Below are 15,374 nucleotides of genomic sequence, written 5' to 3' on the forward strand. Positions count from 1 at the left end.
TATCCGGATGATTCCTGCACTTATCTTAGTTTGCGGATTACCCGGATCGGGTAAAAGCTTTTTTGCACATCACCTGAGCAAAAAAACAGCAGTGCTGTATCTAAACAGCGACCTGTTACGCAAGGAATTGTTCCCCGACAAACGCAGCTATTCTGAACCGGAAAAACAATTTGTTTACGATACCCTGTTAGCACGTACACAGTCGGCCTTATTTGATCATAAACCTGTACTTGTTGATGCGACCTTTTATAAACAGGAACTGCGTATTCCTTTTTATGCATTGGCGCAGAAAAACAACATTCCATTATATATCTTTTACATTACAGCTGACGAAGCCCTCATTAAAGAAAGAACTTCCGTTACGCGTACCGATAGTGAAGCAGATTTTTCTGTATATGTAAAGCTGAAGGATCTGTTCGAACCCATTACCCTGCCGTATAAAACACTCGTTTCAGACAAAAATAATATTGATACGCTTCTTACAAATGCGTTAACATATCTGAGCAATGGAAAGAAATGAAATTGAACAGCTTGTCGCCCATGGGATTTTTCCATATGACCAGCAGGCAAAAACACGGCTGATTGAAACGGCTATCTCATACATTCTTTTAAAAGGCTCTTATGCATATAAGATCAAAAAGAACATTAAGCTGTCGTTCCTTGATTTCTCCACGCTTGAAAAACGCAGGCATTTTTGCTACGAAGAGCTGCGTCTCAATCAACGGCTGGCAAAAGATATGTACATAAACGTATTCGCGGTTTCTAAAAAAGGCAAGCAGTGGTCTATTTCAACAGGTCCGGCTAAAGCAAAAGAATATGTTATACTGATGAAAGGCATGAATCCGGATCATCAGTTAAATGCGTTGCTGAAAAAAAATCGAATCACAAAAAAACCAATCCGCCAACTAGCGCAACAACTGGCAGACTTTCATCAGAATGAAAAATCATTATCGCTTACATACGATCCATTTTTCCTTTCGCGTGAATTTGCTGATATTGAAAAATTCAGTTCCACGATTGAAAAAAAATTAGGCGTTGATTATTACAAACTGGTGCAGACCTGCATACAACTATCAAATCACTTTGTATTACTGCAACAGGAATTTATTTCAAAACGCCCGTGTCTGGGATATTTTAAAAACTGCCACGGCGATCTGCACAGTCAGAATATCTTCATTGAAAAGAAACCTGTTATTTTTGATTGCATTGAATTCAGGGAAGCATTCAGACACATTGATGTGCTGAATGAAATAGCGTTTCTTTGTATGGATCTGGAAACATACGGCTATGCAGATCTGTCAAAAATATTTCTGACAGATTACATCAAAAAAACAGGATATGCATTCGGTAAAAAAGAACAGCTTTTATTTACCTACTTTAAAGCATACCGGTCCTGTATCCGTGCCAAAGTACATACGATAGAAATGTCTCAGCACCCATCCAGCACACAGATCAAAGAGAAAGTAAAAAAGTATATTGAAGGAATGGCCGGTTATATGATTGAGATCGCCGGTAAATTTTGAATTGATTAGTGTTGACGCGCCCCTTGCGATCACGCTTTCTTCTCAAAAATGGATGATCGTTTTAATGGACGAACGCAATGAAACAGGGCGGTCATAAAAAACAGGTGGCCACATATTAAACAGGGCGACCGCATATTAAACAGGGCAACCGCAAGGGTCGCTCCTACAGCAGATCCAATACGATATCTTTCCAATTGGTTGCTTTTTTATAATTTTTATCGGCCATGCGTTCTTCTACTTTTTTACGGTATGCCCAGATTGTGGGCTTGCGCAGATCGATCAATTCAGACAATGCTTCGTCTGTCTGTTTCATGTTTGAGAACTCTACATACGTCAAATAAAATGCTTTATTCAACGGGAATTTCAAATGATGAAATAAGGTATTCGCCGTAATTGATTCAATAGTACCGCACTTGCTGCATTTCTTCCGGTACCACACGCCGGCATTGCTGGCTTTTGTGTTGCCGCATTTCTTACAGACAAATCCATCCGGCCATTTCAGTTGCTGAATTACTTTTAAACAGGTATCATCGTCCGGGTAAGTGTTCAAAAATTCTTCATATGAAACATCCTGATTATAAATACGCGAAATTTTTTCTTCTTTGATCTCTTTTTGCAAGGCATAGTTAAAGCGGTCTAATTCAGAATTTAACCGGTCTGTTTCTTTTGCAAACGCTTCTAACTTTTCATTTGCCGATTGGAGTTCAGCTGTACGCTCCCGTACTTTGGTTTCCAATTCACGGTTAACTTTTTCCTGCAATGTTTTCTTTTCTTCCAGCTCTACAATCAAACGCTGCTGCAAACCATCATTCTCACTCAACTGTACAATCAATGCTTCTTTGCTCTGCTCCTTTTCCTGCTGAATGATCCGGATCTTATCAGCTAGTGCTACGGAGAAAATAATTACTTCCAATATAATACCATAATTAAAACTATATACCGTAAAAATAGTTGATGGAAGGATATTAAAGGAACGCAGCAGATTGATCAGTACACTTAGCATAACCATGGAAAAGCCCGCAAAGAAATAGTATGCAAAATGATTTCCTTTTTTTGCAATAAATAACGAAGTGATATAAACAATAATGAAAACGGAGAAGAACACATATTCTGAAAGCAGCATAAGAGCAGGTATTGCTATAGAAAGCAACAGCATACAAACATATATACCAAGTAAAAACAGCAGCAGTTTTTTGATGCCTGCCGCATAACGTTTTATCTCTAAAAATGAAACAGAATATACAATAAATGTGCTCAGAAATATTGGTTTGGCCAGATACAGGTTAAAAATAAAATTCAACGAAGGGAAATAAGATAATACATATTGGTAGGCTATACCATCTTCACGCACAGACAAGGCAATACAGCCTATGATATAAAAGACGTACAGAATATGAACGCGCATGGCACCTTTCATGTACAGAAATAAATTATACAGCAGTACAATCAGCAGTACGCCATAATAACAACCTAAAAAGAAATACTCCGAGATGGCATATTCGGTAAAGAAATGATCAGAACGGATCTTAAAATATAATTCATCGGGTTGAATGTCCCGCACACCAATACAAATGGTATACACACCAGGTTCCATATTCAATGGAAAAATAAAATTTTTATGCTGCAGGTAACGCTGGGAAAACGGATACGCTGCGCCGGTTATAAAAGAACGGATGGTATCTTTTCCCTGATTCAATACATAACACTTTACTTCTTTCAGCTGAGGGGCCAGGCATTCAATCAAAAAATCGGATGAGGTGTTTTTTTGAATGTTTGTTTCGATCCAGTAATAAGCGGTATCGCCGGTATGAATACCAAAGAAAGAATTTTTATCGGTTAAAAAAATGTCACTGGTATATTCATCCAATACAAGCTGCGCCTGCACCGGAAGCAGTAAAAAAAAACACGTAAGTAAGGTAAGGATTCGTGTAATCATGTAACAATATCGCTTATTATTATTTAATACGATTAAACCAGAGACATGTTTTAAAAGAACATCCCTTCTGCCTATTCAGAAGGGATGCCTTGAAAATAAACTCCATCAAATTACTCATTAAAATATATTTCTGTCTGGAGATTTCCGATCATCAGATCAAAAGCGCCTGCTTCGGTTACTGTTTTCAGATCTTTATTTACAAATTGCAGATCCGCTGCTTTGATCGTAAACGAAACGGTTTGCTTCTCTCCTGCTTTCAGTTCAATCTTTGTGTATTTACGTAAGCGTCTTTCAGAAGGCGTAATCGATGCGAAGTGGTCTCTGGAATATAACTCTACGGCTATCTTACCTGTACGTGCTCCTGTATTGCTTATGTCTACCGTTACCAGCACACTATCGTTCTTCGTAAAATTACTTTTGTTCACGTTAAGGTTTGAATATGCAAACGTTGTGTAGCTCAAGCCATGTCCGAATGGCCATTGCGGATTGAACGCAACAAATTCACTCACGCCCGGTTTTAACTGCTGCTCGGTTTCCTTAAATTTATAATCGTATGTAGTAATATCTCCGTCGTATCTCGGATAGGTGAACGGAAGCTTACCGCTGGGATTGATGTCACCGTATAGAATCTCTGCAAATGCGTCTGCACCTTTGCTGCCCGGACGGTAGCACATTATTACAGCATCTGCAAGTGCTTCTTCTTCCGGAAACAAACGCGGCCTGCCCTCTACCAGGCATACAATGACAGGTTTGCCTGTTTTCTTTGCAGCAACAATCAATTGCTTCTGCGCTTCCGGCAGATTGAGATCCTTGATTACTCCAGGCTGTTCGGCATAGGCAGCTTCACCTACACACACAATAATTACATCCACCCCTGCTGTATTTTTTTGAATAAAGGAAACATCATAATTTGCTGCATCATCAAATCCTGTAGTCGCATTCGTTCTGATGTTAGCTTTATTACCGCTCGCTTCTAATGCCTCACGGATTGTTTTAGTTGTTTCAGGATACAGCGATTCATTGCTTCCCTGCCATGTGTATGACCATGAACTGTGCAGCGCAGATAAACTGTTAGCGGCCGGACCAACCAATAGTATTTTTTTATCTTTTGCAAGAGGCAGAATATTTTTATCGTTCTTCAATAATGTAATTGATTCACGCGCTGCATTTAGTGCGATCTGTTGATGTGCATCAGAACCCACTACACCAACATCTGCAATGGATGGCAATGGATTTTTCATCAAGCCCAGTTTGATTTTCAGGGTCAGAATACGTCCCACCGCTTCGTCGATGCGCGCCATAGAAACTTTTCCTTCTTTCACCAATTCTACCAGATATTTCGGAAACGAGTAATCATTCGGCACCATGCTCATATCCACACCTGCGTTAACGGCCATCATTACGGCTTCTTTCGGCGTAGCAGCTACTTTATGCCAGGTGTGCAAACGGATCACATCTTCCCAATCCGATACAACCATTCCGGTAAATCCAAGCTCTGTACGGAGCAGATCTGTTAACAGCCATTTGTTGCCGTGACACGGAATGCCATTGATCTCAGCAGAGTTGATCATAATGGATGAAGCGCCTTTATTGATCGCTTCTCTGAACGGGGGCAGATAATATTCGCGCAGCACAATTTCAGGAATGTGTGATTGTGTGCGGTCTATACCATTTTTGGGTGCTGAATATCCAATAAAGTGTTTCAGGCAGGAAGCTATGTTTGTTTTAGACGTCAGGTCACTGCCTTCCATCATTTGTACGGCTGCTGAACCCATTTGTGTTGTTATGTATACATCTTCACCAAAGGTTTCTTCAAAGCGCGACCAGTAAGGTTCTCTGCCTACGTCAAGCACCGGAGCAAAATTCCAGGTAAGGCCAACGGAACGCGCTTCTGTTGACGTTACCTGAGCTGCCTGCGAAACCAATTGATCGTTGCGGGATGCAGCCATACCTATGTTATGCGGAAACAATACGGCATCTTTAATAAAGCCAACACCATGCATGGCATCTGTTCCGTATAAAACCGGAATTTTATTAGGTGATTGCAATGCTTCGTTCTGGATCTGAGAAATCAATTCAACCCATTTTTCAGGTGTGTATGCCTGAATGCAATTTAATATAGAACCGACATGATAGGTTTGAATGGCTTCTTTTAATCTGGCGGTATCTAATTTTTCATCGGTATTTCCATATCCGTTGTTCAATAAATTACGGATATCGATCTGCGTCATCTGTCCGGCTTTTTCTTCCAGCGACATATTTTTTAACAGATCCTGTACTTCTTTATCAAAGGCCTGAGGTTTACTCCCCGCTTCTGTTTTTTTCTCACAAGAGAAAAAAGCGGCTGCACTGAGCCAGATGGAAATCAATACGGTTATTTTTTTCATATAAGAAAAGAGTTAGGTGAAATCGTTTCCAATATTACGGTGCTGTGGCAGGAATAATTAGTAAAAAAGTGTATTTATGCCTTAAAAACACATATTTTGAAGCACTTTACTGCTGTATTGATACGCTTTGTTACCAACAAAAAATGTGTTAAAACGAAGCTGAAAAGGATTGGTTTGAAGAAGGATATTTATTTTACCGCTTCAAGATTTTCTATCTTATTTTATCAGATCTTAAACATCAGTCATCTGTAAATTGCAATCCCTTCGGGATTGTGCGTAAGAATTTGCGGTGTGTTATACTACAGATATTTGACCCCGCTGGGGTCATAACGCAATAGCAAATAACGATGGGTAACTACATTTGATTATACACGCAGGAATTATTTCACCGAAATTACGTGATAATTCATAATTCATAATTCATAATTCATAATTCATAATTCATAATTCATAATTCATAATTCATAATTCATAATTCATAATTCATAATTACTTAACTCGCTTTAAAGTTCTTCAGGTTATACGTTACGGTAAACATAAAATACCGTGTTAATACGGTTGTATACGTATCCTGCACATAACTTTCCGTGACCGTTCTTGCGATGCTCCTGTTTTGGTTTAACAAATCAAACACACTTACGCGAACTTCTAAAGATTGATCTTTTAGCAGCTTGTATCCGATCGAAGCATTCCACAGGAAAAACTGCTGATTGAATGCAGTGGATAAACCGGAATACAGACGTTCATTCACTTCGGTAGAGAGCACCAGACCTTTATACGGCATGATATTTACTTTAGCGGTTGCCAGGTGATAGAAATAGTTATTGTTCAGCTGCGGGCGGATAGAGTTTTCTACAATGTTATAGGATGCATTATACGTAACATTAAAATCCACCTGTTTGCTGATGTTACTTGAGATACCTAAACCGCCGCTTAAGGCATATGCGTTTGAAATATTGGTTATTAGGTTAATCGTACCCGGAGTGCGTATATAGGAAACACCTGTATTCAGATTGATATTGCTTTTAATTTTTGAAACCGGAAATCCATACGTATAAAAACTATTTACATTCCAGTATCCATCCAGGTTTACAGGCCTTCTAAGCTGCGAACCTTTATTAATGGTAACACCATTTTCAATAACGGTATCATTGGTCGCAATAAAGCTGGAACTGGCTATGTAATTATTGGTTTGATTTATACCTAAGAACAACATTGAGCTCGTTGCCTTCTTCGAGCTGGTTATACCGTAATGCATAAACAACGAATTTGTATACTCCTGTTTCAGATTCTGATTTCCTGTTGAAAGCAACAAGGTATTTGAGTTATCTATTACATTCTGTAACTGATTTACACCAGGCGTTGATGTACTGGATCTATAAAACAAGCGAATGTTGCTGCTATCTGAAAACTTAATCTTCAGCATAGCTGAAGGTAAAATATTATTGAATTGCTTTTCAATTTCGCTGGTCGAAGGAAATAATTGTGTACTCGAAAGTTTTACGTTCTGCCCGTCAACGCCCACCATGAAATTTGTCTTTCCTTTAGCATAACGGTAGCCAATACCTCCTTTTTGTGTGAGCGTATAATTATCCAATTGGTTGGATACATAAATAGCTGTTGAATCGTATTCTCCGGTAGAGGTATTATAATTATCAACACGTTTGTTGGCATCGTTTTTTGTATACGTTGGACTGTAATTAAACTGTAAGGTACCCGTTTTAGAAATCGGCTCCGTATACATGATGTTTGTTCTGTATGAATATGAATGCGTATTATTTATCCCTTGCTGATCAATCAATCTGGTGCTGACAAGGTTATCGGTATAAAAGTTATCCGAATACAAGGTTGTATTAACTTCGTTTACATTGATTGTAGAACCAAGGTTTGCAGAAAACGTCCTTCCCTTTTTTGCAAACTTATGGCGCCACATTAAGTTATTTGAAATCGAATAATTATCGCTCCGGTTCTCATTATTATTTGCCGTAGTACTCAATAATGAATCTGTTATATACCTGTTTACACCAAGCAGGTTCTGATATGAATTTCTTTTTTGAAAACTGATGCTTGGAATATAAATAAACGAGTTAGATGAATCCAGCATGTATTCTAAGCGTCCGGATATGCGGTGATTGTAGTTTTGTGTCTTGCTGGTATTATCTTCCCGATAGATTGTGCTGGCTGTATCGTTTAAGAAATACTGTCTGTTAATAATACTGTTGTTTACATTCGTTGAATTATTAAAGAAATAACTGGCCGTTACTTTTAATTTGGGCGACCAAACATCTGAATAATTTAAGCCAATAGAATTGGTAGTACTGATCCCGCTTTGCTGACCGACTAAAAAATTATTGGCACTATTTCCGCCGCCGCCGCCCTGAGGACCACCACCACTGCCTCCACCACCGGGAGGGCCTGCTCTGTTTGAGCTTGCCCCCATGCTGGTAAGATCCTGTGCGGAAAAATTCTGTACGTTTATATTATTAGCAATACCTATTACTGAAATGCGCTGTTTTCCTTTAAATGAATTCAGGTTTAAACCTGCATTGTATCGGTCGTTTGTACCATAACCTGCATACACTTTACCAAACTGACCGTTATTCTTTTCCGGCTTGGTAACAATGTTAATCGACTTTTGTGAATTGCCATCATCAAAGCCCGTAAACTGTGCCTGGTCTGTCTGTCTGTCAAAGATCTGAACTTTACCTACAATCTCTGCCGGTAAACTGCGCAGTACTAATAGCGCATCATTACCGAAAAACTCTTCACCATCTACCGTTACTTTTTTTACTGTTTCTCCATTTACTTTAACTTCTCCGTTTTGAACAGTTATACCGGGCATTTTCGTTACCAGGTCTTCTGCTGTTGCATCCGGGTTGGTAACATAAGCATTAGCATTGATATTGGTTGTATCGCCATTCTGCTCTACACGTGTTATTTTTTCAGCAATAACAATGTCCTGCATCTGCAAGTCTTCTGCAATTTTAATCGTACCCAGATCTTTATTTTCTGAACCGATACCTACTTCAAACGTTGTTATTTTATACCCAACCAAAAGTGTTTTAAAAATATAGGTACCTGCTTTTATCCGTTCAAATTGAAAAACACCGTCTTCTTCTACGTAAGCAGAATTCACCTTAGTTGTATCCGATTTATCTATTAACAACACAATTGTTCCGCTCATCAGATCACCGGTGCCGGCATCTACAACTTTACCGGTAACGTTTTGCGCATAACCGGAAAGAGCGTATAAGAAGAAAATAACAGGAAATATAAATTTCATATATGAATAAACATTATGGCAAATCTAAGAAATTGGGGTATATACCTTTATTCTACTACTTAAAGATTCTAAATATATCTGTGATAAAATAAAAAAATAGATAATTGCACGTTTTTTTAAGATGAAACGTGAGATTCCGCCTGTTGAGAACAGTTAAATGAACCAATGACTATAGAATACGCTAATCAGCAACTATTCCTGTTGCATCCATGCATACGTCTGATCATCATTCAAATAAATTACGCCACCTCCACAGGATTCATCTGCATGTAAAAAAATACCTGCCCGTGTCAATGTAATTTTATCTTCATCTTTAATTTGATCGCGGGAAATATCAGGATCGTCATAGTTTGCATAATTCCAGTAAAACTCACCTTTGGGCGCAACTTCCATAATACCAGCCCAGTTAAAATCGTTAAAGCCTCTATCTAAAAATGCCTTCCCCATGCCTAGTGTGTCACATCTACCGGCAGCATACTGAATAACAAGGCCATATTTTGATATGTGGGCATCTAACCTCAGACCAATCGTATCATTCTTTCCATCGCCATCCAGATCACAAAAAATATCTGCGGGCATTTTTTGTGGTATGTAAATTGTTTCGATGTCATTTATGTTATCAGACCCGGTTTGAGAAGGATAAACAGAGGCTGTGTCATCACCCAAGATAATTTCTGAATATTCTTGTTTTTCAATACAGGAAAAACAAAAAATACTGAGTATGACTATATATATTCTAAACATCAGTATTTTAATAGTTTTCTGATTGAAACCAAATGCGAAAGCAATACCAATGGTACCACGCAGCAAGGCAGCCATACAAAAGGAAAATATAACACCGCAACATTCGGCTGGTCAAACGCGAATTGCTGAAATGGAACAGGCGTTGATAATACTGCATACACAACAATATTTAACAGCAAACCCATACAAATGATGTTCCATGCCAGCAGTACTGTTTGGCTGAGCTTTTGTTTTACATAGCCGTAGTAATAAATGAACGGTGCTGAAATTCCGGATAGAATATCCAGATTTCTGCCTTCAAACGTCATCAGTTCCGGTACCTGTTTATACAGGAATAAACAAAACAAAACGATCTCTACAGGAATACGGACAACATGTAACAGCGTTAACACTTTTACATCGAGCCGATCAATAAAGTCTTTGCCTTGTGATGTGTTAAACAAGACAAGTATGGTAAGTAAAGGCGGTATAACTAAAAGCAGGAAACGCGGCGGCAACGAATCCGTTACGGTATAAAAACCGGTAGTACTGATCAATGCCTGCAGCGTGATCCAGGCAAGCAAAACAATTAACGTGGTTTTAGACCTGCCGGCTGCTTCGTAAAAAAAGAATATCGTTAACAGCGTTGTTAAGACAAAAGCGATGCAGATATAGGACGGTAAATTTTCCATAAATATATGAATGCGTTTTACTTTTCAAACATGACTTTTTACACGTATAATCGAAGTGGTCTAAAAATACTCTGTTCCAATATACAAAAAAAGCCTCCCGCAAATTGCAGGAGGCTTTCAATTTTATAGATTTATTTAATACTACTTTTCTTTGTAGTAAAAATTCAATGCACCTTTATACGTTCTGTACGGGAATGTCATCCAAGGGAATGGAGCTGCTTCTAATTCGAAGTTAGAAGAACCACCGATCATTACTTTAAATGCACCTTCTTCCGTTACACGTGTAAATTTATGCGTTGTTGCCGTCTGCTCTTCTTTCACGAATGAAAGGTCTGCTCTTGAAATTTCAAACGATACCGTTTTAGATTCGCCTGCTTTGATTGCTACTCTTTCAAACGCTCTTAAACGTTTAGAATTCGGAACAACGGATGCAAACATATCACGTGTATACAATTGAACAACCTCTTCACCGTCAACCGTACCTGTATTTTTAACGGTTACAGATACTTTCAGTTTAGCATCTCCGATTAATGTATCTGTGCTGATTTTAGCATCAGAATATTCAAACGTTGTATAACTTAAACCATGACCGAATGGCCATTGCGGCATATACCCTTCGTCAACGAAACCACCTGGTGTTGTTTCAACGTTAGCTTCTGTCCACTTATGGTCATACATGATGAAATCACCTGTGTGTTTCGGATAAGAGAATGGAAGTTTACCACCCGGGTTATAATCACCAAATAATACATCTGCAATTGCATTTGCGCCCTGGCTTCCCGGCCAGAATGCATCTACTACAGCAGGTACACCGTCAACAAACGCAGAGATCACTCTCGGACGTCCTTCAACCAATACAAGAATTACCGGCTTACCCGTTTTAATAGCAGCTTGTGCCAATGCAATCTGGCGTGCATCTAATGTAAGATCTCTGATTGAACCCGGAGATTCAGCATATGAATTTTCACCTAAGCAAAGAACGATCGCGTCTGCGCCTGCAAGAGATGGCAAGCTGTAGTTTTTAGGATCTTCGTAGTTTTCTACAGATTGACACACAACTTTACCGGCACCGATCTTAGCTTCCAATGCTTGTTTGATTGTTAACGTAGATTTAGGGAACAATGGTAAAATACTGTCTCCGAACGTAACGCCATTGATAAAGTTTTTATCACCTTTGCTTGAAAGTTTTGCTGACGCGTCAGCACCCTGCCAGGTGTATGACCAGCATCCATGTAAAGAAGGAACGTTGTTTGCATTTGGACCAGCAACAACAATCTTGATTTCTTTTTTCAATGGAAGTGTATTCTTATCATTTTTCAACAAAGTGATTGTTTGTCTTGCAGCAAATAATGCTTTCTCTGCATACTCAGGCTTACCAAAGTTTGCGATCGCTTCTTTTTCTACTACCGGATTTTCAAACAAACCTAATTTCATTTTCAATGTTAAAATTCTTTTTACAGAAGCATCAATATGCGCCATTGGAATTTCACCATCCTTGATCAAAGAGATCAAATGTTTTGTGAATTCATAATCGTTTGGTGTCATACTCATGTCAATACCTGCAAGGATAGCTGTTTTAACAGCATCTCTCATTGTAGGGCTGATGTTGTGACGTTCGTGTAAACGGTTGATATCTTCCCAGTCTGTTACAATCAAACCTTTGAAACCTAATTCACCACGTAATACATCTGTTAACAGGTATTTGTTTGCGTGAACCGGCACACCATTGATCTCACCGGAGTTGATCATGATGGTAGAGGCACCAGCTTTAACAGCTGCCTGGAACTGCGGTAAATAATATTCTCTCAACTCAATTTCAGGAATGAAAGACGGTGTTCTGTCACGGCCTGTTCTTGAAGCAGAGTAACCAATGAAGTGTTTCATACAGGAAGCAACTGCTTTCGGGCTTCCTAAACCAGCTTCTTCATATTTAGAAATGGCAGCCACACCCATTTGTTCTACAAGGTATGGATCTTCACCAAACGTTTCAGGGAAACGCGGCCAAAGCGGGTTACGGCCAAGATCCAGAACCGGATCAAAGTTCCATCTAAGACCGCAGGCTCTTGCTTCTAATGCTGTAACTTCAGCACCAGCAGCTTCAACAGCCGGGTTCCATGAAGCGGCAGTACCGATGTTGTGCGGGAATAACGTAGAGTTTAATGTAAACGTAACCCCGTGAATGGCATCAATACCATACAATACCGGAATGTTCTGTCCTGTTTTCGTTGCTTTGTCCTGAATCTGTGTGATAATTGAGATCCACTGATCCTGAGAATATGCTCGGTTGATCGCATTCAGAATAGAACCAACTTTGTACTTAACAATTGCAGTGTCTAATAAAGCCGGGTCAATAATACCGTAGTTGTTATCATAACCGCTACCGTTACCCGTGTAAAGAATTTTGTTCAAATTCACTTGCGTCATTTGACCAGCCTTCTCTTCAGGACTCATTTTTGCAATAAGTGCATCAACTTTGGCTTCGATTTCTTTGTCTTTGTCTGAAACAGCTGACGTTTCAGGCGCTGCTGGTTTTTCGCTTTTGTTACAAGCAGTAAAAGCCCAGAGAGAAACAAGAACACCAAAAAGATAAATTGTTTTTTTCATCGTTTATGTGTTAAAATATAAAATGCATTAATCTACTCCCTTCCATATTGGTTTCTGAACGGAATATCCTTCAATAATACAACTTTTTTAAGGTTTTGCCAAGCAGATACCGCTTGAAAATGGCTGATTCCTAGGCACGGTGGAAAAATCGTTTAAAACAATTAAAAGTGCTATATACCTATGTTAATACAGAATTACGGAAGGAGAATCGTTTCTATTTCAACGGTATAGATTCCACAGAAACAAACTCCAGCGCCTGCAGGATGTTGAGGCGCAACAGATCTGCATACCTGCCGTTATGAACCACAGAAGCTTCTGCCAGCCTGAACGAATACGGCTGGTTATCCGGATTTACAAACAGTTTATTTATATCCAGCTTAACATAAATCCGTGTCAGGGTATTTTCCTTCACCTGAATCAAAGGTACCGCATTGAATATGTCTCCGAAACTGATAGGCATAATACGTGCATCGCCGCCTATGGCCAGGTGCAGCAGACTGTCTTCTGCCACTGGGCTTCTTCCTTCTGCCAGAAAAAAGATATATCCGGAGTTCCATTCCCAAAACATGTCTGCATTCCCGACATCCAGCGGATAAGGGGCCATTGTAGGATCGCTGTGATTCAGTGCCCGCGGTACTCCTATGGAAAAGCGGATGTCTGAATAGTCGCCTGTTTGCGTGGTAAACGATGTGGTATGCTGCAGGAAACCGGTTGCTGTATCCTGTTTTGTTTCAGTAAGATCTACAAAAAAAACACCCTGTGCGGCCGCATCGGAATGAGCCGCCCGCTCAGGTGTATTGGAACGGGAGAAGGCAATATCAGTAAGGAAAAATTTCAGATTGTTAATCGTATACGATTCGTCTGCTGCATTCACATATACACTATCCAGATAAAAGGGTTTGTCGTTCACCACCGGAATGCACACAAACTCTACGTTCGCAACGGGCTTGATCCCCACACCTTGCTTTTTTTTACTGCCTACACACGCGCCTGCTGCAACAAGCAGCAATATAATTCCTGTATATAAATGCTTACCCATAGTTATTCCGGACGAAAAGCTTTATTGGTAATAAACGTCATATCTGTAAGCGTATGCAGAAAACTGACCAGGTCTTTTTTATCCTGCGTGTTTAACTTCATGCCTTTATGAATATGCACATGTTCTGATTTATTTGGATGAGAAATTCCCCCTGTATTATAATGATCAATCACTTCTTCGAGTGTCTTCAGGCTGCCATCGTGCATGTAAGGCGCTGTTAAAGCAATGTTGCGAAGTGTTGGCACTTTAAATTTCCCTTTATCACTTTCTTTTCCGGTGATCCGGTATCTGCCCTGATCACTGTATTCCATATACAAACCGTTATTCTGAAAACTGTTGTTGGTCAGGTTAATTCCTGAATGGCAGGAACCACAGTGAACCTTATCACCACCAAAAAATAATTTATACCCGCGCAGTTCAGATTCATTAAAAGCAGCCGGATCTTTTTTATAAAAGTACGCATCGAACTTTGTATCTGCACTTATGAGCGTACGTTCAAATGAAGCAATTGCCTTGAACAAACTGGCAGCATCCGGATTCGTTCCATAGGCTTTTTTGAAAAGCTTTTTGTATACATGATCTGCATTCAGCCGGTTTACGGCTTCCTGCACCGGCAGATTCATTTCATTCGGACTGGTGAGGGGTTTCAACACCTGCAGTTCCAGGCTCGGTACACCGCCGTCCCAGAAAAAGGCATTGGACCAGGCAAGGTTGATCAAAGGCATTCCGTTGCGGTCGCTTACCCGTTGATTCACCCCTGTGCTTAACGTTTTACCATCGGTAAACCCCATTGTTTGCAGGTGACAGGAGGAACACGAAACAGAACGGTCTGAAGATAAAAGGGTGTCATAGAACAACTTTTTACCTAATTCGATCCGGGCATAGGTGAGCGCATTATCTTCCGGAATATAAGGCTGCGGGAATCCTTCCGGGATGTTTAATACATACGGCTTTTCTGTTATGTTATATACTGCAGAGCAGCAAAACAGCACACTCGTAAGGATTAAGAAAACGCGGATAGAAAGGTTCATGTCTTCATAAAGAGTTTGTGAAGATACGAAAAAGTACGCAGGTGATAAAAAAGCAATATGTTCGCTCATTCAAAACACCAATTTTATGCTGCTGCGAATGGAATTTAAGCTTTTGCGCTTTTCATTAATTCTCTGGATCCATCCCTTAAAAAGTGA

10 protein-coding genes are annotated in these 15,374 nt (G+C 39.6%); 2 read left to right on the top strand and 8 right to left on the bottom strand.

Features of this window, described 5'->3' with window-relative positions:
* Positions 1–7 precede the first annotated feature (7 nt).
* Both CHU_RS11060 and CHU_RS11065 read left to right on the top strand, forming a co-directional pair.
* Positions 8–520, top strand: coding sequence for an AAA family ATPase (locus CHU_RS11060; RefSeq protein WP_011585645.1), 513 nt, complete (start codon positions 8–10; stop codon positions 518–520).
* Positions 507–1,523, top strand: coding sequence for a hypothetical protein (locus CHU_RS11065; RefSeq protein ID WP_011585646.1), 1,017 nt, complete (start codon positions 507–509; stop codon positions 1,521–1,523). Before CHU_RS11060 ends, CHU_RS11065 begins: the two co-directional genes overlap by 14 nt.
* Positions 1,524–1,686: 163 nt before the next feature.
* On the opposite strand, the gene CHU_RS11070 is transcribed toward CHU_RS11065, so the two are convergent.
* The 8 genes from CHU_RS11070 to CHU_RS11105 form a co-directional block, all read right to left on the bottom strand.
* Positions 1,687–3,459, bottom strand: coding sequence for a 7TM diverse intracellular signaling domain-containing protein (locus CHU_RS11070; RefSeq protein WP_011585647.1), 1,773 nt, complete (start codon positions 3,457–3,459; stop codon positions 1,687–1,689).
* A gap of 110 nt (positions 3,460–3,569) precedes the next feature.
* Positions 3,570–5,846 carry a glycoside hydrolase family 3 N-terminal domain-containing protein gene (locus tag CHU_RS11075; protein ID WP_011585648.1) on the bottom strand — a complete coding sequence of 759 codons (2,277 nt, stop codon included), beginning with the start codon at positions 5,844–5,846 and terminating at the stop codon, positions 3,570–3,572.
* Between the two features lie 493 nt (positions 5,847–6,339).
* A complete protein-coding gene (locus tag CHU_RS11080; RefSeq protein WP_011585649.1) occupies positions 6,340–9,129 on the bottom strand; it encodes an outer membrane beta-barrel protein in 2,790 nt (929 codons plus the stop codon).
* A gap of 192 nt (positions 9,130–9,321) precedes the next feature.
* Positions 9,322–9,795, bottom strand: coding sequence for a hypothetical protein (locus CHU_RS11085; RefSeq protein ID WP_238379264.1), 474 nt, complete (start codon positions 9,793–9,795; stop codon positions 9,322–9,324).
* 77 nt (positions 9,796–9,872) lie between these two features.
* Positions 9,873–10,544 carry a hypothetical protein gene (locus CHU_RS11090; protein WP_011585651.1) on the bottom strand — a complete coding sequence of 224 codons (672 nt, stop codon included), beginning with the start codon at positions 10,542–10,544 and terminating at the stop codon, positions 9,873–9,875.
* A 141-nt stretch (positions 10,545–10,685) separates the two neighbouring features.
* Positions 10,686–13,148, bottom strand: a complete 2,463-nt coding sequence (locus tag CHU_RS11095; protein WP_011585652.1) for a glycoside hydrolase family 3 N-terminal domain-containing protein — start codon at positions 13,146–13,148, stop codon at positions 10,686–10,688.
* Between the two features lie 214 nt (positions 13,149–13,362).
* Complete coding sequence (locus CHU_RS18915) at positions 13,363–14,187, bottom strand: MbnP family protein (protein WP_011585653.1); 825 nt, start codon at positions 14,185–14,187, stop codon at positions 13,363–13,365.
* A gap of 2 nt (positions 14,188–14,189) precedes the next feature.
* The gene (locus tag CHU_RS11105) at positions 14,190–15,287 is read right to left on the bottom strand and encodes a cytochrome-c peroxidase (RefSeq protein WP_011585654.1); all 1,098 of its coding nucleotides are present in this window, start codon (positions 15,285–15,287) and stop codon (positions 14,190–14,192) included.
* Positions 15,288–15,374: the final 87 nt, after the last annotated feature.

Source organism: Cytophaga hutchinsonii ATCC 33406, from assembly GCF_000014145.1.
In the GTDB taxonomy this organism is placed as follows: domain Bacteria; phylum Bacteroidota; class Bacteroidia; order Cytophagales; family Cytophagaceae; genus Cytophaga; species Cytophaga hutchinsonii.

Coding starts and splice junctions, on each gene's coding strand:
- CHU_RS11060 (WP_011585645.1), top strand. CDS start 8: ATGATTCCTGCACTTATCTTAGTTTGCGGATTACCCGGATCGGGTAAA.
- CHU_RS11065 (WP_011585646.1), top strand. CDS start 507: ATGGAAAGAAATGAAATTGAACAGCTTGTCGCCCATGGGATTTTTCCA.
- CHU_RS11070 (WP_011585647.1), bottom strand. CDS start 3,459: ATGATTACACGAATCCTTACCTTACTTACGTGTTTTTTTTTACTGCTT.
- CHU_RS11075 (WP_011585648.1), bottom strand. CDS start 5,846: ATGAAAAAAATAACCGTATTGATTTCCATCTGGCTCAGTGCAGCCGCT.
- CHU_RS11080 (WP_011585649.1), bottom strand. CDS start 9,129: ATGAAATTTATATTTCCTGTTATTTTCTTCTTATACGCTCTTTCCGGT.
- CHU_RS11090 (WP_011585651.1), bottom strand. CDS start 10,544: ATGGAAAATTTACCGTCCTATATCTGCATCGCTTTTGTCTTAACAACG.
- CHU_RS11095 (WP_011585652.1), bottom strand. CDS start 13,148: ATGAAAAAAACAATTTATCTTTTTGGTGTTCTTGTTTCTCTCTGGGCT.
- CHU_RS18915 (WP_011585653.1), bottom strand. CDS start 14,187: ATGGGTAAGCATTTATATACAGGAATTATATTGCTGCTTGTTGCAGCA.
- CHU_RS11105 (WP_011585654.1), bottom strand. CDS start 15,287: ATGAGCGAACATATTGCTTTTTTATCACCTGCGTACTTTTTCGTATCT.